22 protein-coding genes and 2 rRNA genes are annotated in these 23,608 nt (G+C 70.2%); 10 read left to right on the forward strand and 14 right to left on the reverse strand.

The genetic code is table 11. From position 1 onward, the window contains the following. The 3 genes from ACGFY5_RS26600 to ACGFY5_RS26610 form a co-directional block, all read left to right on the forward strand. A 23S ribosomal RNA gene (locus ACGFY5_RS26600) occupies positions 1-82 on the forward strand; the annotation flags it as partial. Between the two features lie 110 nt (positions 83-192). Next, positions 193-309 (forward strand): 5S ribosomal RNA (gene rrf / locus ACGFY5_RS26605). Between the two features lie 138 nt (positions 310-447). Beyond that, a complete protein-coding gene (locus ACGFY5_RS26610) occupies positions 448-1,665 on the forward strand; it encodes an MFS transporter (protein ID WP_392723941.1) in 1,218 nt (405 codons plus the stop codon). Positions 1,666-1,937: 272 nt separating this feature from the next. Here ACGFY5_RS26610 and ACGFY5_RS26615 read toward each other — a convergent pair whose 3' ends face one another. The 3 genes from ACGFY5_RS26615 to ACGFY5_RS26625 all read right to left on the reverse strand — a co-directional run bounded on the left by ACGFY5_RS26615 (position 1,938) and on the right by ACGFY5_RS26625 (position 7,667). Beyond that, positions 1,938-2,879, reverse strand: a complete 942-nt coding sequence (locus ACGFY5_RS26615) for a LysR family transcriptional regulator (protein ID WP_392723943.1) — start codon at positions 2,877-2,879, stop codon at positions 1,938-1,940. Positions 2,880-3,015: 136 nt separating this feature from the next. Then, positions 3,016-5,298 carry an FUSC family protein gene (locus ACGFY5_RS26620; protein WP_392723945.1) on the reverse strand — a complete coding sequence of 761 codons (2,283 nt, stop codon included), beginning with the start codon at positions 5,296-5,298 and terminating at the stop codon, positions 3,016-3,018. Between the two features lie 104 nt (positions 5,299-5,402). After that, positions 5,403-7,667 (reverse strand): alpha-1,6-glucosidase domain-containing protein, encoded by a 2,265-nt coding sequence (locus tag ACGFY5_RS26625; RefSeq protein ID WP_392723947.1) that lies wholly within the window; start codon positions 7,665-7,667, stop codon positions 5,403-5,405. Positions 7,668-7,719: 52 nt separating this feature from the next. Between ACGFY5_RS26625 and ACGFY5_RS26630 the strand changes: the two genes are divergently transcribed. The 3 genes from ACGFY5_RS26630 to ACGFY5_RS26640 all read left to right on the forward strand — a co-directional run bounded on the left by ACGFY5_RS26630 (position 7,720) and on the right by ACGFY5_RS26640 (position 10,874). Beyond that, complete coding sequence (locus ACGFY5_RS26630; RefSeq protein WP_392723948.1) at positions 7,720-8,592, forward strand: LLM class flavin-dependent oxidoreductase; 873 nt, start codon at positions 7,720-7,722, stop codon at positions 8,590-8,592. A gap of 30 nt (positions 8,593-8,622) precedes the next feature. Next, positions 8,623-9,810 (forward strand): DNA polymerase IV, encoded by a 1,188-nt coding sequence (gene dinB / locus ACGFY5_RS26635; RefSeq protein ID WP_392723949.1) that lies wholly within the window; start codon positions 8,623-8,625, stop codon positions 9,808-9,810. Positions 9,811-9,896: 86 nt separating this feature from the next. After that, complete coding sequence (locus tag ACGFY5_RS26640; RefSeq protein ID WP_392723950.1) at positions 9,897-10,874, forward strand: DUF1707 domain-containing protein; 978 nt, start codon at positions 9,897-9,899, stop codon at positions 10,872-10,874. Here ACGFY5_RS26640 and ACGFY5_RS26645 read toward each other — a convergent pair. From ACGFY5_RS26645 to ACGFY5_RS26660, 4 genes are read right to left on the reverse strand one after another with little or no spacing between them, the layout of a single operon-like run. Further along, on the reverse strand, positions 10,859-11,497 hold the full coding sequence (locus ACGFY5_RS26645; protein WP_392723952.1) for a maleylpyruvate isomerase family mycothiol-dependent enzyme: 639 nt from the start codon (positions 11,495-11,497) through the stop codon (positions 10,859-10,861). The genes ACGFY5_RS26640 and ACGFY5_RS26645 overlap by 16 nt on opposite strands. Positions 11,498-11,526: 29 nt before the next feature. After that, positions 11,527-12,762: an RNA polymerase sigma factor gene (locus ACGFY5_RS26650; RefSeq protein WP_392725026.1), complete on the reverse strand. Its 1,236-nt coding sequence runs from the start codon at positions 12,760-12,762 to the stop codon at positions 11,527-11,529. Continuing rightward, positions 12,762-13,082: a YciI family protein gene (locus ACGFY5_RS26655; RefSeq protein WP_392723954.1), complete on the reverse strand. Its 321-nt coding sequence runs from the start codon at positions 13,080-13,082 to the stop codon at positions 12,762-12,764. Before ACGFY5_RS26655 ends, ACGFY5_RS26650 begins: the two co-directional genes overlap by 1 nt. 9 nt (positions 13,083-13,091) lie before the next feature. Beyond that, a complete protein-coding gene (locus tag ACGFY5_RS26660; RefSeq protein ID WP_392723955.1) occupies positions 13,092-13,679 on the reverse strand; it encodes an NUDIX hydrolase in 588 nt (195 codons plus the stop codon). A gap of 53 nt (positions 13,680-13,732) precedes the next feature. Here ACGFY5_RS26660 and ACGFY5_RS26665 point away from each other — a divergent pair, with 53 nt between their 5' ends. Continuing rightward, positions 13,733-14,530 (forward strand): SAM-dependent methyltransferase, encoded by a 798-nt coding sequence (locus tag ACGFY5_RS26665; RefSeq protein ID WP_392723957.1) that lies wholly within the window; start codon positions 13,733-13,735, stop codon positions 14,528-14,530. Here ACGFY5_RS26665 and ACGFY5_RS26670 read toward each other — a convergent pair. After that, the gene (locus tag ACGFY5_RS26670; protein WP_392723959.1) at positions 14,527-15,717 is read right to left on the reverse strand and encodes an FIST signal transduction protein; all 1,191 of its coding nucleotides are present in this window, start codon (positions 15,715-15,717) and stop codon (positions 14,527-14,529) included. The two genes, ACGFY5_RS26665 and ACGFY5_RS26670, sit on opposite strands and share 4 nt — an antisense overlap. Before the next feature lie 31 nt (positions 15,718-15,748). Beyond that, complete coding sequence (locus tag ACGFY5_RS26675) at positions 15,749-16,630, reverse strand: NAD-dependent epimerase/dehydratase family protein (RefSeq protein ID WP_392723961.1); 882 nt, start codon at positions 16,628-16,630, stop codon at positions 15,749-15,751. A 17-nt stretch (positions 16,631-16,647) separates the two neighbouring features. Between ACGFY5_RS26675 and ACGFY5_RS26680 the strand changes: the two genes are divergently transcribed. Further along, the gene (locus ACGFY5_RS26680) at positions 16,648-17,142 is read left to right on the forward strand and encodes a metallophosphoesterase family protein (RefSeq protein WP_392723963.1); all 495 of its coding nucleotides are present in this window, start codon (positions 16,648-16,650) and stop codon (positions 17,140-17,142) included. 39 nt (positions 17,143-17,181) lie between these two features. On the opposite strand, the gene zwf is transcribed toward ACGFY5_RS26680, so the two are convergent. After that, complete coding sequence (gene zwf / locus ACGFY5_RS26685) at positions 17,182-18,681, reverse strand: glucose-6-phosphate dehydrogenase (RefSeq protein WP_392723965.1); 1,500 nt, start codon at positions 18,679-18,681, stop codon at positions 17,182-17,184. A gap of 141 nt (positions 18,682-18,822) precedes the next feature. On the opposite strand from zwf, the gene ACGFY5_RS26690 reads away from it, so the two are divergent. After that, positions 18,823-20,547, forward strand: a complete 1,725-nt coding sequence (locus ACGFY5_RS26690) for a glycosyltransferase 87 family protein (protein WP_392723967.1) — start codon at positions 18,823-18,825, stop codon at positions 20,545-20,547. Here the strand turns inward: ACGFY5_RS26690 and ACGFY5_RS26695 are convergent. Next, positions 20,495-21,106: a TetR/AcrR family transcriptional regulator gene (locus ACGFY5_RS26695; RefSeq protein ID WP_392723968.1), complete on the reverse strand. Its 612-nt coding sequence runs from the start codon at positions 21,104-21,106 to the stop codon at positions 20,495-20,497. The genes ACGFY5_RS26690 and ACGFY5_RS26695 overlap by 53 nt on opposite strands. Positions 21,107-21,168: 62 nt before the next feature. Between ACGFY5_RS26695 and ACGFY5_RS26700 the strand changes: the two genes are divergently transcribed. Next, entirely contained in the window at positions 21,169-21,600 is a 432-nt protein-coding gene (locus ACGFY5_RS26700) for a VOC family protein (protein ID WP_392723969.1), read from the forward strand. On the opposite strand, the gene ACGFY5_RS26705 is transcribed toward ACGFY5_RS26700, so the two are convergent. From ACGFY5_RS26705 to ACGFY5_RS26715, 3 genes are all read right to left on the reverse strand, one after another. After that, complete coding sequence (locus ACGFY5_RS26705) at positions 21,597-22,181, reverse strand: TIGR03086 family metal-binding protein (RefSeq protein ID WP_392723970.1); 585 nt, start codon at positions 22,179-22,181, stop codon at positions 21,597-21,599. The two genes, ACGFY5_RS26700 and ACGFY5_RS26705, sit on opposite strands and share 4 nt — an antisense overlap. A gap of 37 nt (positions 22,182-22,218) precedes the next feature. Further along, positions 22,219-22,998, reverse strand: coding sequence for an FHA domain-containing protein (locus ACGFY5_RS26710; protein ID WP_392723972.1), 780 nt, complete (start codon positions 22,996-22,998; stop codon positions 22,219-22,221). Between the two features lie 105 nt (positions 22,999-23,103). Then, entirely contained in the window at positions 23,104-23,553 is a 450-nt protein-coding gene (locus ACGFY5_RS26715; protein ID WP_392723974.1) for a PaaI family thioesterase, read from the reverse strand. Positions 23,554-23,608: the final 55 nt, after the last annotated feature.

A 23,608-nucleotide genomic window follows, 5' to 3' on the forward strand; every position in this document is an offset into this window, starting at 1 on the left:
GACGATCGGGTTGATAGGCCGGATGTGGAAGCCTGGTAACAGGTGGAGCTGACCGGTACTAATAGGCCGAGGGCTTGCCCACAAAGCTAGCCGTAATGAATGTTTGAGTAAGTAGTCGCATCCACTGTGTGGTTCCCAGACCACGAACAGCACACCCATCGGGTGGGCAGGGTTCGTTGTGTCTGACCGTGTTCCGGTGGTTATAGCGAGGAGGAAACGCCCGGTCCCATTCCGAACCCGGAAGCTAAGCTCCTCAGCGCCGATGGTACTGCACTGGTGATGGTGTGGGAGAGTAGGACGCCGCCGGACTTTTCTTCGAAAAAGCCGCTGCCCATTACGGGCAGCGGCTTTTCTCGTTTAATGCGGCAGAATGCTATCTCCCGCAGAGATAGGTCCGAGCTTGAACTGTCGTTGGACGAGATGGCTCCGGCGACGCAGGCTGGACCCATGCGTACCAGGCACAATCTCGGCTTCTGGCTAGTCGCCGGCGCTTTTCTCAGCGCGATGGCGTTCTCTACCGTGCCGACCCCGCTTTACGTCCTCTACCAGCATGAGGACGGCTTCTCCCCGTTCGTCGTGACCGTGGTGTTCGCGATGTACGCGGTCGGCGTCGTGGTGAGCCTGCTCTTGGCGGGACATGTCTCCGACTGGCTGGGCCGCAAGCGCGTGCTCGTGCCGGCGTTGGGGCTCGAGGTCCTCGCGGCGCTGATCTTCTTGTCCTCTATCGGGCTCCCGGGGCTGCTGCTCGCGCGCTTCGTGTCCGGGCTCGGCGTCGGCATGATCACCGCGACCGCCACGGCGTACCTCGCCGAGCTGCACGCTCTGAGCTGGCCCGGATCGGGAGCCGCACGATTCGAGGTGATCTCGACTGCGGCCAACATCGGTGGTCTCGGGGTTGGTCCGCTCGTTGCCGGAGCTCTCGCCCAGTTCTTGCCCGCTCCACTGCACACTCCGTACCTGTTGTTCGGGGCGCTGCTGGTGTTGGCGGTAGTAGGGGTGGGGCTCGTACCGGAGACCGTCGAGTTGCGAGCGGATCGTCCGGCTTGGCGTCCGCAGCGGATCGGTGTGAGCGGCGCCGACCGGAGGGGTTACCTTGCCGCGGGAACGACCGCGTTCACCGCGTTCGCCGTGTTCGGATTGTTCAACTCGCTGGCGCCCGGGTTCGTGGCCGGAACGCTGCATCATCCGAGTCGGCTTCTCGCCGGTGTCGTGGTTTTCCTGGTGTTCGGTGCCGCGGCAATTGCGCAGACGCTCACCGGCGGTCTGCGTCCCCCGGTGCGGTTCGTGCTCGGGCTGAGCGTCGAGCCGGTCGGGTTGCTGGTGCTGGTCGCGGGGATGGCCAGCGAGAGCCTCGCGGTGTTCCTCATCGGCGGAGCACTCGCCGGTGCCGGTGCTGGTGTGGTCTTCAAGTCGGCAATCGGTTCGGTCGTGTCAGCCGCCGCCCCGTCGGCCCGCGGCGAGGCACTAGCTGGCCTCTTCCTGATCGCTTACCTGGGCCTGGTCATCCCGTCCCTAGGTCTGGGCATCGCCACCCACTTCACGACCCCGACCACAGCCATGTACTGGTTCGTAGCAGCCCTCCTCACCCTCCTAGCAACAGGCGCCCACCTGGGCACCACTCCAGCACCCCCCACCCGGGCCCCCTTGACCCCGACCATCCACTAGTTGCCCAACCAAGTCGGCGGCCCCGTAGCGTCCGCCACCAGCGCGCGGGCAGGAGCCGGCACGGGCCGCACACGTGGCGCACCCGGCCAGATGCCGAAAGTTTCCGGGCCGGCCCGTGCAGCCCACCTGAACGTGACGGCGCGCCTCGCCGGCGTTGCCAGGGACGTTGGCCGGGTTCCCAGCACGCGGATTGCCAGGAAACTGTCCAGCGATACGCCGCTCAGCGAGCAGGTTCCTGACAATCCGCGGGCGCCGCTGGTGTGGACACCGCGCTAGCCGCGCTGATCGGAAGCCGGCGAGCGTTCCGCGCTGGCCGAGGCGGATCGAGGGGCCGGGGTGTGGTGGGGGAGTAGGGCCAGGAAGGCTCGGGCTGCGGCGCTGGGGCGGCGGAGGGTGGAGGTGGCTGCGGAGAGGGGCCAGCGGACGTCTGCGTCGGTGACCGGTAGCGAGCGGAGATCGGTGCGCTGGGGGATCAGGAAGCGGGGGAGGAGGGCCACGCCCATCCCGTGGCGCACGAAGTCCGCCCCGGCCCCGATGTTCACGATCTCGATCGACACCGATCGCTGCAGGTCCGCGGCCGCGAAGGCGCGGTCGGTGACCGCGCGGTTGCCGTAGCCGACCGGGAAATCGACGAACGGTTCGTCGGCGAAGTCAGTGAGCCGGACCTCGTTCCGCTCGGCGAGCGGGTGGCCAGCTGGGACGACGAGATCGAGCGGGGCGTCGGCGAGATCGCGGAGGACGATGCCGGGGGGTGCGCCGCCAGGCATCGAGACGAAGGCGACGTCGAGTTTGCCCTCGGTGAGGGAGTCGGCGAGGCCCTGCGAGCCCGACGGGGCCGCGCTGAGCCGCAGCTGCACCGACGGGTGGCGTCCGTGGAAGTCGGCCATCAGGGCGGGAAGGTCGATGAGGTCGATCGCGGTGAGGGTGCCTATGCGTAGGGTGCCGCGGAGGCCTCCGCGAACCTCGTGCACGGCTTCGCGTGCGTCGCGGGCGGCGTCGAGGGCGGCGCGGGCCTTGGGGAGGAGTGCCTCTCCCGCGTCAGTGAGTTCGATGTGCCGGCCGGAGCGGTCGAAGAGCACGGCTCCCAGGTCCTTTTCGAGGGCCTTGATCGCGGACGACACCCCGGATTGCACGATCCGGAGCCGCTCGGACGCCTTGGTGAAGCTTTGCTCCTCCGCTACCGCGACGAAGAACTCCAGGTGACGCAGCTCCATGCCGCGACTATGTCAGTCGAGCCGCCCACACCCCTCCGCCGCGGTCACGTGCTCGCGCCGCGGTCACGTGCTCGCGCCGCGGTCACGTGCCTGCGACCGTGGGCCACGCTGCTCCGGGCAGGCGCGGCGCGGCGGGTCACGTCGCTCCGGCGGGGTCCGGGGTTGGTGGGATGGGGTGCAGTCGTGCTGGGCGTTGGGATGCTGCGGCGATCAGAGTGGGTTGGATTCGGCGGGTGGCGTCCAGGTGGTCGGCGGTCCAGATGACGCGGACGCCGGTGGGGGCGGCGGGGCCCGTGAGATCTCGGCGGATCGCTTCGATCAGGGTGTGGTCGGCGGACCGGTCGGTGGTGAGCGGAGGCGGCGCCGGCTGGTCGGCGGCGACCCGTTCGCCTAGCAGCTCGAACCAACCGGTGACCGCTTCGCTGCGACGGCGGAGTTCGGCCCGGGCGGTGGTGCGGTCGCCGGGACCTTCCCGGCCGGGGTCGGTCTGCCAGAGGTCGAGGATCGCGCTCGCTGCGATTCGGAGGGCGGCGATGCCGGTGACCAGCGTCATCAGCTCCGCGAGCGGCGTCGGCTTGGGACCCCGCTCGGCCAGATACGTCCGGAGCGAGTCGTCCAGCCGCCGCGCCGACGCGGCGGCCCGCCCTTCCGCCTCTCCCGGCGTCACGGCATCAACTCCCACCGTTCCCGCGCCATCGGCGACTCCAGCGGCTCCGGCGGTTCCCGCGGCGGCGGCGGTTCCGGCGATTCCCGTGGTTCCCGCGCCATCGGCGGCTCCGGCAGCTCCGGCGGTTCCCGCGGCTCGGGCGGCATCCGCGGCTCCGGCAGCTCCGGCGTCGGCAGCGGCCGGGAGGGTGGGGGCGCAGCGGGCGGCTGCGTAGTGGACTGCGGCGTCCAGGAAGTGGGCGCTGTCCATGTAAGCGCGGGCGAGGGCGAAGCGCAGGGTAGCTGCTGCGCCTCGCGGCCAGAACAAAAGGCCCACTACCAGGCTCACCGCGCAGCCCAGCGCGACGTCTTCGAGCCGAACGAGTCCCAACTCCCACCCCGCGGGCGCGGTGATGTTGAACAAGATCAGCAGGGCGACGGTGAACGCGGCCTGGCCGGTCGCGAACCCGATCAGCTCCGGTGCCACCCCGGCGAGAAGCACCGCGATCGGCAGCAGTATCCACAGCACACGGGTGTCGGTCCCGACCACCGTGAGCACCACGGACCCCACCGCGAACCCCACTGTCGTCCCGAGTACACCGCGTGCGATCGTCTGGCCGGTGTTCAGTGCGTTCGAGCGCAGCACCGACAGCGTGCCGAGCACCACCCAGAACGAGTGGGACACCCCGGAAACGTCGGCGACCAGCACGGCGAGTGCCAGGCCGGCCGCTCCCCGGACGCTGTTGTGCAACCACACCGAGTGCCACTCGACGTGCGCCGACGCGCGCTCGACGGCGGAGCGCCAGGCCCCGTTGATGCTGTCGGGCTGGTGCCCGAGGAGCCGTTCCCACCAGCCGCGTCGGTCGGCCGCCGCTGCGGTGGCCACGTTGCGGGCGATCAGCGAGATGACGAACGAGATCTCCGCGCTGCGGAAACCTGGTTCGAGCGCGGTGAGGATTTCGGAGGGGTGCACGGTGTCGGGCAAGCTTTCGCCGGCCCGGTGTTCCAGGTCCGCCAAGGCGTCGGTCAAGGCTTGTTCGGCGGCGCGCAGAGACCCCGGCGAGCCTTCCAGGAGGTCCGCACTCCGCTCGAGGAGATCGGCCGCAGCCCGGTAGACGGCGTCCGGGGCCAGCTGTTCGGGCGATGACGCCAGGATCACGCCCAGCAGGTTCAGCTCGTCCACCAGCCGCACGAGCGTCCGCGCCGAGGTCGACAACCCGGTCGGGCGGTACGGCGTCGCGAGGAACGCCCGGTGCAGCGCGTCGATCGCCTCGCTCGCCGAGGTCCCCTCGCCACGCAACTGGGCCGCGACCGCACGGCACGCCCGGGCGGCCGGCGCCCGCAGCGGGTCCTCGGACTTCGTCGGCCACAGCACCGTGATCGCGATCAGCGCGGCCACCGACGCGATGCCCCACCCGAGCAGCCGGTCCGGAATCGTCGACGGAGCTCCGGGAATCGAGATCGACAGGATCAGACACAGCACCATCGACGTGCCCGCGCCCGCCAGTACCGAGCTCACCACCCCGGCGAACAGCACGCCGAATGCCACCACCGCCATGACGACGGCGCCGAGCCACAGCGTGCCACTGGCCAGCGTCCCGATCACGATCAGGACGGCTCCGACCACGATCAGCCCGAGCTGCGCCTGTACGCGGGCCAGGCGGGAACCGCCGAACTCCACGAACAGCACCTGCGCGAACGACCCGAAGCTCGCGAACAGCGCCGCGGTCGGGTTGTGGAGCACGTGCGAACCGAAGGCGAACAGCACAGGCATGACGACGGCTGCTCGCGCGGCACGCCGCACTGCCCCGAGGTGTATCAGCTCCCGGACGCGCATGCCGCCAAGCAGATCATCCCGAACGGGCGGTCTGTACTCGCTTAGCGTGGGGAAAGAAAAACAGCAGCCGTACGGGCGGGGACGGTGAAGGCGCCGGAGGCGCGGGTGAAGGCCGCGGAGCGGACGACCGGGTCGGGCCCGGAGGCCTGCAGGGGGTGCAGCGCGAAGTCGGTGCCGGCCGCGCCGGGGACGAATTGGGTCGTGGCAAACGGCGTCGCGTTGAACACCACGACGATCCGGTCGTCGACCATCATGACGATCACGCCCGGAGCCCCCGCCGGAAACGTCACTGCAGCTCCGGAGCGGCGGAACAGCGGGCGCAACCGCAGCAGCGTCTCCGCGGCCGTCGTCGCGCTCTCGACGTCGGCTGCCGTCGGGCGCAGCGCCGGATCGGCGAGCAACGGGCCCGCGTAAGGCCACCAATTGGCATTCTTTTCCGCGGGTGGCAGGCCACGGCCGAAGCCGTGGGTGGCGCCGGTCGGGTCGTAGACGTTGAACCAGTCGCCGGAGTTGTAGCTGTCGGCGTCGAAGGACTTGCTGCGCAGCGACTCGACGCCCGCGTGCCAGAACGTCAGGCCCTGGCTGAACGTGGTCAGGGCCAGCGCCAGCGTGTTCATCCGGATCCGGTCGGCCATGCTCGTGATGGGCGGCAGCTTGTACGCGAGCGTGTCGTAGAGCGTGAGGTTGTCGTGCGCGTCGACGTAGGTGACCGCCTCGTGGTCGGCCAGTCCGGCCTGGATCCGGTTCTGAGCGGCGAACAGGTCGTCCCGCGAGCCGGGCAAGCCCGGATCCGTGAACAATCCGCTCGCGAATCCCTGCACCCGAGGGTCCTCGTCGAACGGCGAACCCCCACGAACCGCGTCCCGCAGGCCATCGTTGAACGTGCCGATGCCGGTGCCCCGCATGTTCGCCTGCGACGCGTTGACGAACAGTGCGTTGCCGGCGACCTCGCCGAAGTCCCAGCCCTCGCCGTACAGCAGCCCGTCGTAGCGCTCTCGGAGCTCCACCATCAGCGCGCGCGGGTGGTGGCCCATCAGGTCGAACCGGAACCCGTCGACGCGGTAGTCGCGCGCCCAGGTGAGCACCGAGTCGATCATCAGCTTGCCCATCATCGTGTGCTCGGTCGCCGTGTTTGGGCAGCACGTGGACGTGTGGACAGCGCCGGAGTCGTCGAGGCGGTGGTAGTAGCCGGGCACGATGCGGTCGAGGTTGTTGGTGCCCGTCTGTCCGGAACTGGCCGTGTGGTTGTACACAACGTCAAGAACGACGCGCAGTCCGACGTCGTGCAGCGCGTCGACCATCGCGCGGAACTCGGTGGTGCGCGCTGCGGGGTCGACGGCGTACGAGCCCTCGGGCACGGTCCAGTGCAGCGGGTCGTAGCCCCAGTTGAAGCCGTCGGTCTCGGCGACCGCGGAGACGCGTTTCTGCTGTTCGTCGCTGTCCGGGGCGAAGTCGGAGAGGTCGCCGGGGTCGTCGGCGAGCATGTCGTCGACCGAGGAGAAGTCCGCGACCGGCAGCAGGTGCACGGTCGTGAGGCCGGCGCGGGCGAGGCGGGCCAGGTGGGTCATGCCGACTGAGTCGGGGTGGGTGAACGCGAGGTACCTGCCGCGGTGCTCGGCCGGTACCGAAGTGTCGCCGATCGAGAAATCCCGGACGTGCAGCTCGTAGATCGTGCTGTCGGGGCCGGCCGGGGCCGGGACGGCGGTCCAGCCGCCCAGGTCGACCAGGCGGCTGTGCGTCGAGTTCACCGATAGACCGATCGAATACGGATCGGTCACCCGGTTGCGCTCCACCCGGCCGGTTTCCGGCACGAAGACCTCGACCTCGAACAGGTAGTCGCGGTCCTTCCAGCCGGGTTGGCCGGTGACGGTCCAGACGCCGTCGCCGTCCCGGCGCATCGGGTGTTGCTCGGTGTCCAGGATCAGAGCGACGTTCTGCGCGGTCGGCGCCCACAGCGCGAGCGACGGGACGCCGCCGTGCCAGACCGGGCCGAGCGTGCGGGTGGCCGCCCCCGCGTAGAGGTCGTCGAGCACACCGGCGATCTGCACGCCGGTGGCGCCGAGGAGCGTGTCGTCGGCGTCATAGGCGGCGACGACCAGCTGGCCGGTGAGCAGCTCGCGCACCGGGAGATCCGGCACCCGGAGGCCGGGGAGCAGGTCGATGGCGTCGCCGCCGGTGATGCGGCCCTTGGTCACCGCGAGGCCGCCCCGGGGAGCGGTGTGGAGGCGGACGCGGGGAGCGGGCTTCCAGATGATCCGGTCGGCGGAGGTCCAGCGGGCAGCGGCGCGGGTCAGGTCGACGTCCATCAACTCGGTGTTACCCGTTTAGCGCGCTTCGATCTCTTGATAGGAACAGGGCATGACAACACTTGGTGTCGTTTTTCGCCCTCAAGTACCCCCCGAGCGGCTGCGTGCGGTGGCACGTGCGGCGGACGATGCCGGCCTGGAGGAGCTGTGGCTCTGGGAGGACTGTTTCTGGCAGAGCGGCATCGCGGGCGCTGCGGTCGCGCTGGCGTCGACGTCGCGCCTGCGGGTCGGAATCGGGCTGATGCCGGTGCCGTTCCGCAACTCCGTGCTGGCCACACTCGAGATCGCGACCCTCGAGCGCATGTTCCCCGGCCGTTTCCTGCCGGGCTTCGGCCACGGCGTGCAGGACTGGATGGGCCAGGTCGGTGCGCGGGTGTCCTCGCCGTTGTCCCTGCTCCGTGAAAATGTCGACGCCATGCGCGCGCTTCTCCGTGGTGAGGAGCTGAGTGTCTCGGGTCGGTACGTGCAGTTGGACAAGGTGAAGCTCGACTACCCGCCGGAGCAGGCGCCGCCGATCCTGGTCGGTGCGGTTGGGCCGAAGTCGCTGCGACTGGCCGGCGAGCACGCCGACGGCACGATCCTCGACAGCCAGAAGACGGTATCCGACGTGCGTGACGCCCTCGCGCTGGTCGGCGAGGGGCGGGCGGCGGCCGGGCGGACCGATCCGCACCGGATCGTGTACATGGGGGTCGCGGTGACCGGCCCGGATGCTTCCGCGCGGCTGCAGGCCGAGCTCGAGTACTGGAAGTACGACCCGGCTTCCGGGTTGGGAGTGGCCGGCGGTGCCGCGGAGTTCGCCGCCGAGGCAGCCAAGTACGCGGGGGCCGGTGCGGACACGATGATCTTCCAGCCGCCCGCCGACGAGCCTGACCTGGAGGGTTACGTCCGCTTCGTAGCACAGGAAGTTCGTCCTCTGGTTCGATGATTTTTCGAACGTGTGTGCGATGATCGCTGGGTGGCTGCGGAGGCGAGCATCCTGCACGCTGATCTCGACGCGTTCTACGCGTCCGTCGAGCAGCGTGACGATCCACGTCTGCGTGGTCGCCCGGTGATCGTCGGCGGCGGGGTCGTGCTCGCCGCCAGTTACGAGGCGAAGGCGTGTGGCGTCCGCACCGCGATGGGTGGGCGGATGGCCACGGCGCTGTGCCCGCAGGCGATCGTCGTCCCGCCGCGCATGCACGCGTACAGCGAGGCCAGCAAGGCCGTGTTCGAGGTGTTCCGCGATACGACGCCGCTCGTCGAGGGGTTGTCGATCGACGAGGCGTTTCTCGACGTCGCGGGGTTGCGGAAGGTGAGCGGCTCGCCGGCCGAGATCGCTGCCCGGTTGCGGGATGCGGTTCGGGAGCGGGTCGGGCTCGCGATCACCGTCGGTGTCGCTCGCACGAAGTTCCTCGCGAAGGTGGCGAGCGGGGTGGCCAAGCCCGACGGGTTGCTGGTCGTCGAACCGGAAGGCGAGCTCGAGTTCCTGCATGCGCTGCCGGTGGAGCGGCTGTGGGGGGTCGGCACGGTGACGTCGACGAAGTTGCGGGCACGGCGGATCGTGACGGTCGGACAGGTGGCGCGGCTCGGTGAGGCGTATCTGGTGTCGGTGCTGGGGCAGCACGCCGGGCGGCACCTGCACGCGCTGGCTCACAACCGGGACCCGCGGCCGGTGGTCGTCGGGCGTCGGCGTCGCTCGATGGGGGCGCAGCGGGCGCTCGGGCGGGGGCCGCATGCCGTGCCCGATCTGGAGGCCGCGTTGGCCGGGCTCGTCGATCGGGTGAGTCGGCGGATGCGGAAAGCTTCTCGTGCCGGGCGCACGGTGACGTTGCGGTTGCGGTTCGACGACTACACGCGTGCCACCCGGTCGCACACGCTCGCGCGGCCGACGTCGGCCACGGCGGTGTTGCTCGGGGCCGCGCAGGACCTGCTGGTCGCGGCGATGCCGCTGATCACCGAGCGGGGGATCACGTTGATCGGGGTTGCGGTCGGGAACCTCGACGGGCAGGGGGAGCAGTTGATGTTGCCGCTCGAGCATCCGGACGACGGGGGGCTCGATACCGCGCTCGATGCCGTGCGCGAGCGGTTCGGTTCGTCGGCGGTGACGCGGGCTGCGTTGCTGGGGCGGGGGGAGGGGTTCACGGTGCCGTTGTTGCCGGACTGACGTTTCTCGGGCGGCCGGGGTGGCGGGTCTCTGACAGAAAGGTGCCTTGGCGGGGAATCCGTTGTGGGCGGGCCTATTCTCTGTGTGTGGCAACGCTTCCGGAACCCACCTCGCGCCCGGACACCGACCAGACGTCCGGCTGGCTCGCGCCGCCGACATCCGCCGAGCCTCCCGGCGCGGGCGCGCCCGCGGAGCCGCTAGCGCCCCCCGCGCCTTTCGCCTCCGCGCCGAACGCGCCCACCGAGCCGGTGACTCCGCCCGCGCAGTCCGCGCAGTCCGCGCAGTCCGCGCAGTCCGTGTCCGAGGCGCCGTCCGCGCCGTCCGTGTCCGAGGGGCCGTCTGCGTCGGCTGGGTCCGGGTCGGGTGTGCCGGGGGTGGGGGATGCTCTTGGGGGGTTGGAGCGGGGGGAGATGCGGGCCTCCAATTCGGATCGGGAGCGGGTGGCGGCAGCGCTGCACGAGGCCGCTACCGAGGGGCGACTCGACCTCAACGAGTTGGATGCGCGCCTCGTCCAGGTGTACTCGGCCCGCACCTACGGCGAGCTGCTGCCGCTGACCCGCGACATCCCGATGCCCCGCGCCGAGTTCACCCCCGCGCCGGTGACGAACGCCCCCACCCAGCAGCGACAGCAGGGCCACCCGGTGCTCCCGCCCTCCACCTGGGCGGCCGCGGTCATGAGCGGCTTTAAGCGCTCCGGCGCCTGGACGGTGCCCGAGAAGTTCGAGTGCATCGCCTTCTGGGGCGGCGGCGAAGTCGACCTGCGCGAGGCCGTGTTCACCAGCACCACGGTGACGATCCGCGCCATCGCGATCATGGGCGGCATCGACATCATCGTGCCGGAGAACGCGACAGTGCACGTCAACGGCATCGGCATCATGGGCGGCTTCGACGACAACGCCACCGGCCCCGGCGACCCGGGCGCCCCCGTCATCATCGTGACCGGCCTGTCGTTCTGGGGTGGCGTCGACGTGAAGCGCAAGCCCTCGAAGGCCGAGATCGAGCGTCGCCGGCTCGAGCGCAAGCGCCTCAAGGCCGCCAAGAAGAACCGCTACGACGACGACTGAGCGGTGAAGCGGGGCGCCGCGGGGCCGGTCAGGCGGGCCGGTGGGAGTTTGCGGCCGGCCAGCACCAGGAGTAGATCGCTGGCGTGACCGGTCAGGGGTTTGCCCTCGCCCACGGTCCAGTCGAGGTCGTCGGCGCAGAGGCGAACCCCGGTCAGGTCGACGCCGAAGTATTTCCGGCCGTGCTCGACGTCCCACGCATCCAGCACGGCACGCACTGTCGGCTCGGGCACGGACCAGTCGACTCCCAGCGGCACCAGAGCGTCCAGAGCGTGCACGGTCTCGTGGGTGAGCGTCGAGGCGTAGCCGGTGCCCGGTGGCTTCCACGGGTGGTGGACGTTGTCGCGGATCGAGGCCGTGAGCTCGGCGCTCGACAGGTCCCGTGCGTCGGCGGTCGCGCGGCGGTTGTTGAGGCGGTGGAAGTTGAATCCCGCCAGCGCGAAATGCCAGAGAAACCGCGCCGTGGGGTAGCGGAACTCCATCGCGACGTGCGCGATCACCTCGCGGACGCGCCAGCCGTCGCAGAGGGTCGGTGCGTCCCACGCTTCTTCGGGCAGCGCGCTCAGTGTGTCGGCCAGCTGGTGGCGCTGAGCCGCGATGAGGTCGCGGATCTGGTCCTCGGTCATCGGTGGATCCCTGTCGTCGGAGGTGGTGTTCACTCCACCGACGAACGGCCACCGCTCACCGAGGACAGGCGACGGCGAAGGAATTTCCGCTCGGGTTCGGTCGTGGCCGCTTCGATCGCGTCGCGGTAGGCGTCGGCGGCTTCGGTGGTGCGGCCGAGGCGTCGGAGGAAGTCCGCGCGGACGGCGGGGAGGAGGGGGTAGTCCGCCAGCGCCGTTCGGAGTTCCTCCACCAGTGCTAGGCCCACTCCCGGCCCGTAGGCCATGCCCACCGCGACGGCCTGGTTGAGCGCGACGACCGGCGACGGCACCCGCTCCCGGAGCGATCCGTACAGCGTGGCGATCTGCCGCCAGTCCGTGTCGGCGGCGGTCGGCGCCGTCGCGTGGCACGCCGCGATCGCCGCCTGGATCACGTACGGCCCGGCCGCGCCGCGAGAAGTGAGGGTGGCGTCGAGGAGGTGTTCGGCCTCGGTGATCGTGGGGCGGTGCCACGCGGTTCGATCTTGTTCGTCCAGGGGGACCAGCTCGCCGGTGACGTCGACTCTCGTCGACGAGCGGGACTCGTGGAAGAGCAGAAGGGCCAGTAGGCCTGCGGCTTCGGGCTCTTCGGGCATGAGCTCGTGCAGGAGCCTGGCGAGCCGGATCGCTTCACCGGTCAGCGGGCGGCGGACGAGTTCGGTGCCCGCGGTGGCCGCGTAGCCCTCGGTGAACAGCAGGTACAGCACCGCGAGCACGGCCGGGGTCCGTTCCGGCAGCAGGTGCGCGGGAGGGACGCGGTAGGGGATACCGGCGTGCCGGATCTTCTGCCTGGCCCGCACCAGGCGTTTGGAGATCGCGGCCTCCGAGGTCAGGAACGCTCGGGCGATCTCCGGTACCGACAGGCCCGCGAGCGTTCGCAGCGTCAGTGCGACTCGGGCGTCGAGGGCGAGCGCCGGGTGGCAGCACGTGAACATCAGGCGCAGCCGGTCGTCCGATACGTCGTGAACTGCCGCTTCGGCTACCGGCTCCGTCGCGAACTCTCGGAGCTTGGCGGCACCGACCGCCTCCCGCCGGAGCCGGTCGACCGCGCGGTTCCGGGCGGTGGTGGTGAGCCACGCGCCCGGGTTGCGCGGCACGCCGTCGGTCGGCCAGCGCGCGAGGGCCTGGGCGAACGCGTCCTGCGTGGCCTCTTCGGCGAGCTCCCAGTCACCGGTCACCCGGATCAGCGAGGCGACGATCTGGCCCCACTCGGCGCGGAACGCCTCCTCGACGGCGCTCACAGCGTCGATCAAAGAAGTGGCCGGACCTCGATGGAGCCGTACGTGGCAGCGGGGTGTTTGGCGGCGATCTCGATCGCCTCGGCCAGGTCGGAGCAGTCGATCAGGCAGAAACCACCGATCTGCTCGCGGCTCTCGGCGAACGGACCGTCGGTGAGGAGGGTGTCGCCCTGGCGGACGCGGACGGTCGTGGCGTCCGCCGGCGGACGGAGGCCGGCACCGCCGTAGAGGACGCCGCGGGCGGCCATCTCGGCATCCCAGCCGCCGCAGCCGTCGTTCGCGTGCTCGGCGGCGGCGGTCTCGTCACCCGCGATCAACAGGACGTATTTCATGCCACTCACCTATCGCCAGGCAAACACCGGTTGTTCGAGGTGGGCGACCGACGTGGCGCGCCCGTACAGCGCCACTTCGCGGAACTGATGGAGTACCGCGGCGGTCGGCGCGTGAATCAAACTACCCACCAGCGGCAGCTGGATCACCGGATGATCGGACTCGGGGATGCGGAGGTAGCGCGGTTCGACGTCGAGATCGACGAGCGGAATCGTGTAGACCTCGGCGACCTCCGCCGGGTTCGGTACCAGCGGCGGGACGTCACCGAGCGCGAGCACGATCGGCGTGATCACGTACCCCGAGCGCGTGGCGAAGTCGTCGAGCGTGCCGACGTAGGCCGACCGGTCGGCGAACACGCCCAGTTCCTCGCCGAGCTCGCGGATCGCGGCGTCGAGCGCGTCCTCGCCCGGGTCGAGACGGCCGCCCGGGAGCGCGAACTGGCCGGGGTGCGCACGCAGCTTCGACGTGCGGCGGGTGAGCCAGATGCTCGGCCGGTCCCCGGCGACGGCCAGCGCCACTGCGGCGTGACGGAAACCCTCGGTGGACAACGAAGTGGGGCGAAAAGCACGGACGTTGGTGAAAATAGCGTCCACATCCATGATCCCTAGACACTACGTCAACCGAAGTGGACGGTCGGATACTCTGCTCGACCATGGATGCTGACACCAGCGCGCAGTTGGACACCGGTACGCCGCATCCGGCCCGGGTGTACGACGCCTTACTCGGCGGCAAGGACAACTTCGCCGCGGACCGCCAGGTCGCCGACGCGATCCGGGCGAACCCGGCCGGCGAGATCGGTCCGCTGGCCAACCGCGACTACCTCCGCCGGGTCGTGACGTTCCTGGCCGGTGAGGCGGGCATCGACCAGTTCCTCGACGTCGGCACCGGCCTGCCGACCGCTCCGAACGTGCACGAGGTCGCGCAGGCCATCAACCCGGCCTCCCGCGTGGTGTACGTCGACAACGATCCGATCGTGCTCGTGCACGCACGTGCGCTGCTGGTCGGCGGCACCACCAGCTACGTCGACGCCGACATCCGCGACCCGGAGACGATCCTCGCCACCGCGAGGGAAACCCTCGACCTCACCCGTCCGGTGGGTCTGCTGCTGTTCGCGATCGGTCACTTCCTGGACGACGAGGACGACGCGTACGGCGTCGTCAAGCGGTTGGTCGACGCGTTGCCAGCGGGGTCCTACCTGGCGATGTCGCACCTCACCGGCGAGTTCCAGCCGGAGGAGACGAAGAAGACCGAGGCGATGTACAAGGCGCAGGGCATGAAGCTGCGCGCGCGGTCGAAGGACGAGTTCACGCGGTTCTTCGACGGCCTGGAACTGGTGGAGCCGGGTGTCGCGCTCTCGCACCAGTGGCGTCCGGACGCGCTGGACCGGATTCCCGCCGACACGCCGGGGGAGCAGGCGCCGGGGTGGTCGGCGGTGGCGCGCAAGCCCTAGGTCAGTGCGAGGGTCACCATCGTGAGGTGGTGGAGGCCCTGGCTGCCGCGGACCCGGGCCACCTCGCCGTTGGTGTACCAACCGGCGTAGGGCACCGTCGCGGCCGCGACGCCCATTGCCGCGGTTTCGCGTTCGACGCCGGCCGGACTGAGCATCAGCTTCCGGACGGCGCAGTCGAAGGCCAGCAGCCCCACCGGCGGTGTGCCGTCGAGCATCGCCAGGGCCTGCCGGCAGGACTCGCCCGCCGCGTCGACGAGTGCGTCCTCGTCGGTCTCCATCTGCCAGACCAGGCCGCCCTGCGGCACGTCGGCGAGGCACTGCAGCGAACGGTCGCCGGGGTCCGCGGCGTGGATGACGCGGATGTCCTCGCCGCCGCGCCGGTTGAGGCCGAGCGGGTAGGGCGCGGCGGCATCCGTGAAGGCGGTCGGGTCGTTGGCGAGGTCGGCGTCCAGGCCGAGGCGCTCGGCGTAGACGTCGAGCGCCGGTCGGTCGTCGAGCTCGTAGAGGCGGCCGCCGACGCTTTTCGTCACCGCCATCGGTGCCCCGGCCAGCCGCCAGCCGTGCGCGACGCCGACACCGAGCGGCGACTCACAGCCCAGCCCGACGCCGACCACAGCACCGGACAGAACGTCGACGCGCGCCACACCCCCAGCGATCTGGTACGTCCGCACGTACGTCAACCCGTCCCCGGAACTCCCCCCGATGAGCGGCGTGGCAGCCCCCGTCACCGAATACGCCCCCCGGATGAGCTCCTGCTGGTCCTCACCGAGGCTGTCGAAGAACATCAGCAGCACCCGGTGGGGGAGCGTCAACTCGGTGGCGCACTCCGCGGCCGCCGCCGCGGCGCCCCGGCCGGTCATCGTGCTCACCTCCCCGACCCGGCACCGCGCCTCGACGCCCTGCCCGCCGTACGCGGCGACGACAAGGCTGGTGGTGCCGGGCGTGCCCTCGGCGTACTGCCCGGACGTCGACGTGCCGACGATGACCGCGCTGTCGGAGTGCTCCGCCACCGTGGCGCGGACCCCCTCGACCAGGGCTTCCAAGCCGTCGCGAACCTGGCTGAGGACGATCACGAGCGCCGGTGCGCGGCCGGCGAGCGCGGCCGCGGTGGCATCCCGCCCGGCTTTCCCGGCGTCCTCGGCGTCGCTGTAGCCCACGCTGAACCAGCGGGCTGGTTCCTCGCCCATGCCTGTCGGGTCGGTCGGGCGCGGGCGAACCTTAGAACTTGTCGCGCCAACTCCGGGTGGGACGCCAGCCGAGGAGCCGTTCGGCCTTGGAGCAGTCGATGCCGCTCGCGTCCTTCCGTTTCACGGGTCGGAGCTCGGTCGGCGCGTCCGGGTACACCGCGCGCCAGGTCTCGTGGAGGTCCCGGCCTCCCACCGTGTCCGCGGCCGCGATGTAGAGCACCTCGTGGCCCGGGACGTCCGATTCCGCGGCGAGGACGATCGCGTCGCCCAGGTCGTCGGCGTCGACATAGGACCAGCCGGTGAGGCTCGGCGCGGTCGGGTCGTCGATGATCGGGCCGAGGTTCGGCCGGTAGCTGGCGTCGTTCTGCACCCAGGTGGGGCGCAGCGACAGCACCTTCAGGTCCGACCGGCGGACCGCGGCGTCGCACAGCTGCTCACCGAAGACCTTCGAGAGCCCGTACGGGTCCTGCGGGGCGCACGGGTGTTCCTCGTCGAGGGGCAGGTACTCGGGGTACGCCGGACGCTCGGCGAAGTGAAACCCGGTCGCGGTCTCACTGGATATGTTCACCAGCCTGGGCACACCCCACCGGACACACGCCTCGACGACGTTGAACAGCGCCCCGATGTTGTTCGTGAAGACGGTCGCGGGCGCGTGCCTGCCGGGGGCCGGGATCGCGGCAGCGTGCACCACGACGTCGTACCGGCCCGCTTTCGGGCCCTCGCCCTCGCTGAAGCCACCGACGAGCGCGTACACGTCGCCGGCGTTCGTGAGGTCGGCGGACACGTACGGCGCCGAGCGGTCGAAGCTCGGCGGGGCCAGGTCGGTGGCGGTCACGTCGTGCCCGGCTCGGACCAGCGCGTCGACCGCCGCAACGCCGACCTTGCCCCGTGCCCCGGTTACCAGCGTCCTCATGGTGTACCCCCTAGAACATGCGCCTCGTGATCATGGCCGATACCCATGTACCCAAGCGGGCGCGGGATCTTCCACCCGCGCTCTGGGATGCCGTCGACGCCGCTGACGTGGTGTTTCACGCCGGCGACTGGGTGGACGTCGCTCTGCTGGACGCTCTGGAGGCGCGGAGCGCGCGTCTGGTCGGCGTGTACGGCAACAACGACGGGTCGGAGCTCCGGGCGCGGCTACCGGAAGTTTTCCACGGCGAGTTCGACGGGCTGCGAGTAGCAATGGTGCACGAGACGGGCACGTCAAAAGGCCGAGAACAGCGGTGCGCCGCCGCCTACCCCGACACCGACCTGCTGATCTTCGGACATTCCCACATTCCGTGGGACACCGAGTTCAACGGACTTCGCCTGCTGAACCCCGGTTCTCCCACGGACCGCCGCCGTCAGCCTTACGCGACTTTCATGACAGCGCTGGTCACTGAGGGAGCGCTCGGCACTGTGAACCTGCACCGCGTCGAGCGGTGAACACTTTGGTGGCCCATGGGCCACCAAAGTGTTCACGCCTCAGGCCGGGTTGCGCCAGGTGCGGCCGTGGCGGCCGATCAGACGGTCGGCGTCCGAGGGGCCCCACGACGCGGCCTCGTACGTCGGGATGGGGCTCCGGTCGTTCGCCCAGTGCTCGATGATCGGGTCGACGATCCGCCAGCACTGCTCGACCTCGTCCGTGCGGATGAACAGCGTGGCGTCGCCGAGCATGGCGTCGAGGATCAGCCGCTCGTAGGCCTCGGGCGACTCCTCCTGGAACGTCTGGTCGTACGAGAAGTCCATGCTCGCGGTCCGCACCCGGAACGAGTGGCCCGGCACCTTGGCGCCGAACCGCAGCGAGATGCCCTCGTTCGGCTGGATGCGCAGGATCAGCGCGTCGGCTTCGAGCTCGGTGAGCTGGTTGCCGGGGATCGGCAGGTGCGGCGGACGCTGGAACGTGAGCGCGACCTCCGTGACCCGGGCCGGCAGCCGCTTCCCGGTACGGACGTAGAACGGAACGCCCGCCCAGCGCCAGTTGTCGACGTCGAGCCGGAGCGCGGCGTACGTCTCGGTGCGCGAGAGCGGGTCGACGCCCTGCTCCTCGCGGTAACCGGGCATCAGGTCCTCGCGGGTACCACCGCGGGTGTACTGGCCGCGGACCGCCACGTCCGCGACGTCACGGTCGGTGGGCAGCCGGATCGCCTGGAGCAGCTTCACCTTCTCGTTCCGCAGTGCCTCGGCGCCGAACGACGCCGGCGGCTCCATCAGCGCCAGCGCGAGCACCTGCAGCACGTGGTTCTGCACGATGTCGCGCATCGCACCGGCGGTCTCGTAGAAGCTGCCGCGCGTGCCCACGCCGAGCGTCTCGGCGACGGTGATCTGCACGGAATCGACCCAGGACCGGTCCCAGATCGGCTGGAAGATCGAGTTCGCGAACCGCAGCGCGAGCACGTTCTGGACGGTGTCCTTGCCCAGGTAGTGGTCGATGCGGAAGACCTGCGGCTCCTCGAACGCGCTGTGCACGGTGGCGTCGAGCTGGCGGGCGCTGTTCAGGTCGCTGCCGTACGGCTTCTCGATGACCAGCCGGGAGAAGCCCTCCTCGGTGCGCGCCCGGTTGAGGCCCGCGCCGGCCAGCCCGTGGATGATCGGCGTGAACGCCTGCGGCGGCGTCGACAGGTAGAACAGGTGGTTGCCGCGGGTGCCGCGCTGGTGGTCCAGCTCGTCGAGCAGCGTCGCGAGGGTCTTGTAGGTCTCCGGGTCGTCGTATCCGCCGGAGACGTAGCGCAGGCCGCCACCGGCGAGCTGATCCAGGTCACCCAGCCCGTCGTCGCCCAGGATCGTCTTCTGGAACTCGTCGTCGCTCATCGGCGTCCGCGCGACGCCGACCAGGGCGAACTCCTTCGGCAGCCGGCCGTGGCGGGCCAGGCTCGCGACGGCCGGGATCAGCTTGCGCCTGGTCAGGTCACCCGAGGCGCCGAAGATCACCAGCGTCGACGGCGGCGCGCTCCGGTCGTTCAGGTACTGCGGACCGATGTCCATCGTCTTTTGAACCTCTCCGGCGCGTGGTCTCTTTATCGATGCAATCGACGGTTGTCGTCAACCTATTCCTGCGTTGTGAACCACGGACGACTGGCGCGTTCGGTTGAACACGGCACCGAATCACCTGGGAGGCTGCTTCCCGTGCAGGCTTTCAAGACATTCGTCCGGACGCTACCCGGAGCGGCGTTCGTGCTGAGCGTCGTCGTGCTGGTCGTCACCACGGTGCTGGCGGCCGGCGGGGAGCCGCTGGGGATCGACCGGGCCTTCGCGGACGCGCTGTCCGGGGCCGACTTCCTCGGGCTGGTGACCCAGCTCGGGTCGGGCGCGGTGCTCTACCCGGTGCTGATCGTCGTCGCGGTGGTGCGGCGGCGTGCCGGGGCGTCGTGGCGGAGTGCGGTGGTCCCGCTGCTGATCCTGGCGACCGCGCAGATGCTGGAGGCGGTCACGTTCGTCACGCTGGCGCGCCCGGGTCCGTCGGGCGGGCTGGTGTCGTTCTCGTCGGGGCACGCGATGGCAGCGGTGCTGGGGTGGGGGTTGGTGGCCGGGGAATTCCGCCGCCGTTCCCGGTACGCGCTGGTCGGGGTCGTCGGGCTCGTCGTCGGGCTCAGCCGGGTGGCGCTGGAGGTTCACTGGCTGACCGACGTCGTCGCTGGCTGGGCTTTTGGTGTTGTGGTTTTGGTGGTGAGCCGGTTCGTGGGTGTTCCTTCCCCGGCAGCACCGCCGGAGCTGGGCTCTGCGCGGTGGGCGTGGGCGCTGCCTGCCGTGGCGCTGCTGGTGCCGGTGGTGCCGCTGTTCACCGTCTCGGCTCCGGATCGCATGAAGGACCTGCTGGTCTACTACGGTGCGGGTTCGTCCGCGGGGACCGGTTCGGACGTCTACGAGTTCCGCACCGTCTTCGACATGCCGTTCACGTATCCGCCGTTCGCGGCGGTGCTCAGCGAGCCGCTGTCGCGGGTGCCGCTCGGGCTGCTGCAGGTGCTGTGGGTGGTGGCATCGCTGGCGGCGCTGGTGGGGGTCGCCAGGATCGGGATGCGGCCGGTCGTCGAGCGGATCGGATTGCCGGTGACGCTGGCGCTGCTACTGGTGTCGGCGCCGGTGCGGAGTCATCTGCGGTTCGGGCAGGTGGGGCTGTTCCTCGTGCTGCTGGTGGCCTACGACCTGGTGCGTCGGCATCGTCGGGAGGGTGTCGGGCTCGGGGTTGCGATCGCGGTGAAGCTGACGCCGGCGGTGTTCGTACCGTGGCTGTTGGTGACGCGGCAGTGGCGGACTTTTCTCTGGGTTCTTTTCGCGTCGGTGGGGGCCACTGTCGCGGGGCTGCTCCTGCTTTGGCCGAGTGCCGAGGAGTACCTCTGGCGGGCGCTCTGGGACTCGGACCGGTTCGGCGCGAACGACGTCGTGGGCAACCAGTCGGTGCGGGGGATGCTGCTGCGCAGCGGGGTTCCCCACGTGTCGCTGCTCTGGTTGGCGTCCGCGGTGGTGCTCGTCGTCGTCGGGACGTACGGCGCGTGGCGGCTGTCACGTGCCGAAGATCGGCTGGCCGCGGTGGGGGTGCTGGCCGCGTTGTCGGTCGCGGTGTCGCCGATCTCGTGGGTGCACCATCTGGTGTGGCTGTTCCTGCCGCTCGCCGCGCTGGTGGCCGCGCGTCGGTACTGGCTGTCCGCGGCCTGGGCGGTGGTGCTCACGGTGAGCCTGCCGTCGGTCGGTGCTTCCGGTCTGCGCGCGGGTACCGCTCATCCGGCCTTCTGGCATCTCGTGATCGACGCTCAGGGCCTCACCGCCGTGGCAGCGGTGCTGTTCCTGCCGCTTCTGGTGCTCAGGAGCGCGGAGTCGCGATCCCGTAGAGCGTTGACGTCCACGAGTGCGTGAGCGCGTCGATCAGGGTCTTGTCGTCGTCGAACGGCGGGACCTCGGCCGCGGCGAGGTAGTAGAGCCGCTCGCCGGTCCAGGTGAGGGTGGCCGCAATGGCGCGGATGTCGTGTCCCTCGAGGTAGGCCATCGCGCGGGGGTCTGCGGTGATCCGCGCGACGGTGGCGTCGGTGAACGTGTCCATCTGGGCGAGCCAGAGCGCGCGGAGGTCGGCGTCGCTCTGCCATGCGTCGACGATCGCGACCAGGACGCCCGCGTTCTCCCGCCAGAGGTTCGCGCCCGTCCGGATTCCGTGGCGGAGGCCGTCGATCGGGTCGCCGTCGGGGTCGAGGTACGGCTCGGCGGCGTCCTGTCCCTGCCCGACCGCGGCGCGTACCAGTTCTCCGAGAACCGCCTGCTTGCTGGGGAAATAGAAGTAGAAGCTGGCGCGTGACACCTGCGCCGCGGTCAGGATGTCGGCGACCGTGAGCGCGTCGAAGTTGATCTCGTCGAGCAGGGTGCGCGTGGCGTCGAGAATGCGTTTGTGCAGTTCGGGAGCGTGGGCGCGGCGGGCGGGCATGGGTCGCAGCCTACAGACAGCGTGTCCATACACTCTGTCTGAACACGGTGTATGGTTTGGCTATGACTTCGTTAGCGCTGCACTTGGTGGTTACGGATGCCGATTACGCCGCTCGCTGGTACGTCGACGCTCTGGGGGCGACGGAGGTGAGTCGGCTGACGTTGCCCGACGGGACGCTGCTCACCGTCGAGCTGGACCTGGACGGCACGACGCTGGCCGTCGCGGGCGAGATGCCGGCGCGGTCGATGCGCGCGCCGATTCACGACGGCGGGACGTCGGCGGCGTTCCACGTGGTCGTGCCGGACGCCGACCGGGCGTTCACCCGCGCTGTCGACGCGGGAGCAACCGTGTACGAGCCGCTCTGGGACGCGTTCTGGGGCGACCGGACCGGGCAGGTGCTCGACCCGTTCGGCCATCGCTGGGCGTTCGACCAGCACGTCCGCGACGTGCCCGCCGACGAGGTGTCCCGCCTGGCGGCCGAGATGTTCGCCTAGCGGGGAAGGCGGCCCGTGGCGGCGAGGAGTTGGTCGAACGCGGGCGCGTCGGGGGAGATCCGGACGCGGGGGCCGAAGAGACCGGGGATGCCGTCGGGGCTGGTGGACGTGATAGCGCTGACCCAGCGGTGGGCGCTCTGCACGGCATCGGTCAGGGCGGGATCGTCACCGGGGTAGCGGCGGCCGATCGCCACCGCGAGGTCCCAGCCGTGCACGAGCACCTCGTTGAGCGCGACGGCGCCCGCCTCCTCTCCCGGCAGGTCGAGCCCACCGGCGCGGGTGGCGCCGCTCCAGGCCTCGGGCGCGGCCCAGGCGTCGCTCAGGGCGGCGAGGCGGGTCGGGATACGGTCGCGCCAGTCGTCACCGAGGTGATCGGCCTTCGGTGCGGGCGGCGGTGCCGACGTGCCGATGCCGGTCTTGGTGGCCGCGTTCGTGAACGCCTCGGCCAGCGAGTCGATGTGATCGAGCAGATCACCGACGGGGATGCCGCCGGAGGGCGTCCGGGCGCCGAGCTGGTCGTCCCGGACGTCGCGGACGAGGTCGGCCAGGATGTCGGTGGCAGGGCGCAGATCGGTGGCCATGCGCCACCCTGGCACAGATCCGCGCCCCGCGTCGGCCTCAGTCGAGCAGGTGGAGATCCTCCGTCGTCACCGTTCGACGGCGTACCAGCAGGTGCGCGACCTCGTAGTAGTCCGGGAGCGTGAGCTCCCGACGCCGTTGTACCTCCTCGTCCGTCTCCGGTACCCGTGCGAAAACACGAATGCCTTTGTGGACGGTGGTCGGCGCGGCGGGCAACCCGAGCTCCCGCTCCTCGATCTGCTTCCGGGCGGCGACCCGGTCACGCAGCTCGGGGAGCTCGATCAGGTACAGCTCGCAGAGCCGCCGCACGTGATCCCGGATCTGGTTGCGACTTCGGCCCGGCAACCGCCGGTGCACCTCCTCGTACGAGGCGGGCAACCGGCGCCCGCGGATCAGCGGTTCGCAGAGCGCCGCTGCGACCGGCCGGAGCTCCGAGGGCACCGGCGGCATCGTGGTCGTCGGACGGTCGTCCTGCACCGGTGGCAGCGCGGGCTCCGCGCGCTGCTGCGCCACCACGAGCACGCATCCGTCCGGCCCCTGGACGTAGGCGAGCTCACCGGGGATCGACTGCGCCGCACCCGGATCGTGGCGCGCCGGATCGCGCGGTGGTAGCGGTGGCAGCGGCGGCATGCCCGGCTGGGTGATCCACAGTTCGTGCTTGTCGGACAGGTTGCGGACCCACAGTTCCCCCTCCATCCGCCAGATCGTTCCCGCGACCCGGGACAGTGACTCTCCGTTGATCGCGGAGAAGATGATCAGGTCGCATTCGTCGTCCCGGCCGAACGTGATCCGGTCGCCGTCTCGGGCGAACGAATGCACTTCGTCCGGTTCATAGAGATACCAAACTGCTAATACGGGATCCTCTCCCATAATTAACCCCCCACAGGTGTACCTCCATTTTGCTCGTCAGGAGCAAACCGAACGTCACCGCGGGCGCCAGCGCTTCCAGAGCGCCGTGGCGCTCGCCCGCACCTTGCCGTCCCAGAGAAGCTCGACGTCGGCCGTGATCTGCGGCTCGGCGGCCGACGTGACGACCGCGCGCAGCTCGACGGTCTCCGTGAGCGGCGCCGGCCGCAGGTAGCGGACGTCGAGCCCGGCCGTGACGTACGACAACGGCACCCCCGGCAGCGGCGGCCAACCCTGCCGCTCCGCCTCGAGCATCACCGCGGCCGCGCTGTGGCAGTCGAGCACCGTGGAAATGATGCCGCCGTTGAGATACCCGAGCCCGTTGTCGTGCTCCGGCCACGGCGTGAACTGCGCCGTGACGAATCCGTCGGCGGGGTAACTCCGCAGCTTGAGGCCCTTGTCGTTCCCGTGGCCGCAACCGAAGCACGGTAGCTCCGGATACAGGCGTTCCTGAATGCTTTCGGTCATGGAACGTCACGGTAATTGGATTGTCGGGCGTGTCCTGGCTGCCTACCGTTCGATT

Source organism: Cryptosporangium sp. NPDC048952, from assembly GCF_043197895.1.
GTDB lineage: Bacteria > Actinomycetota > Actinomycetes > Mycobacteriales > Cryptosporangiaceae > Cryptosporangium.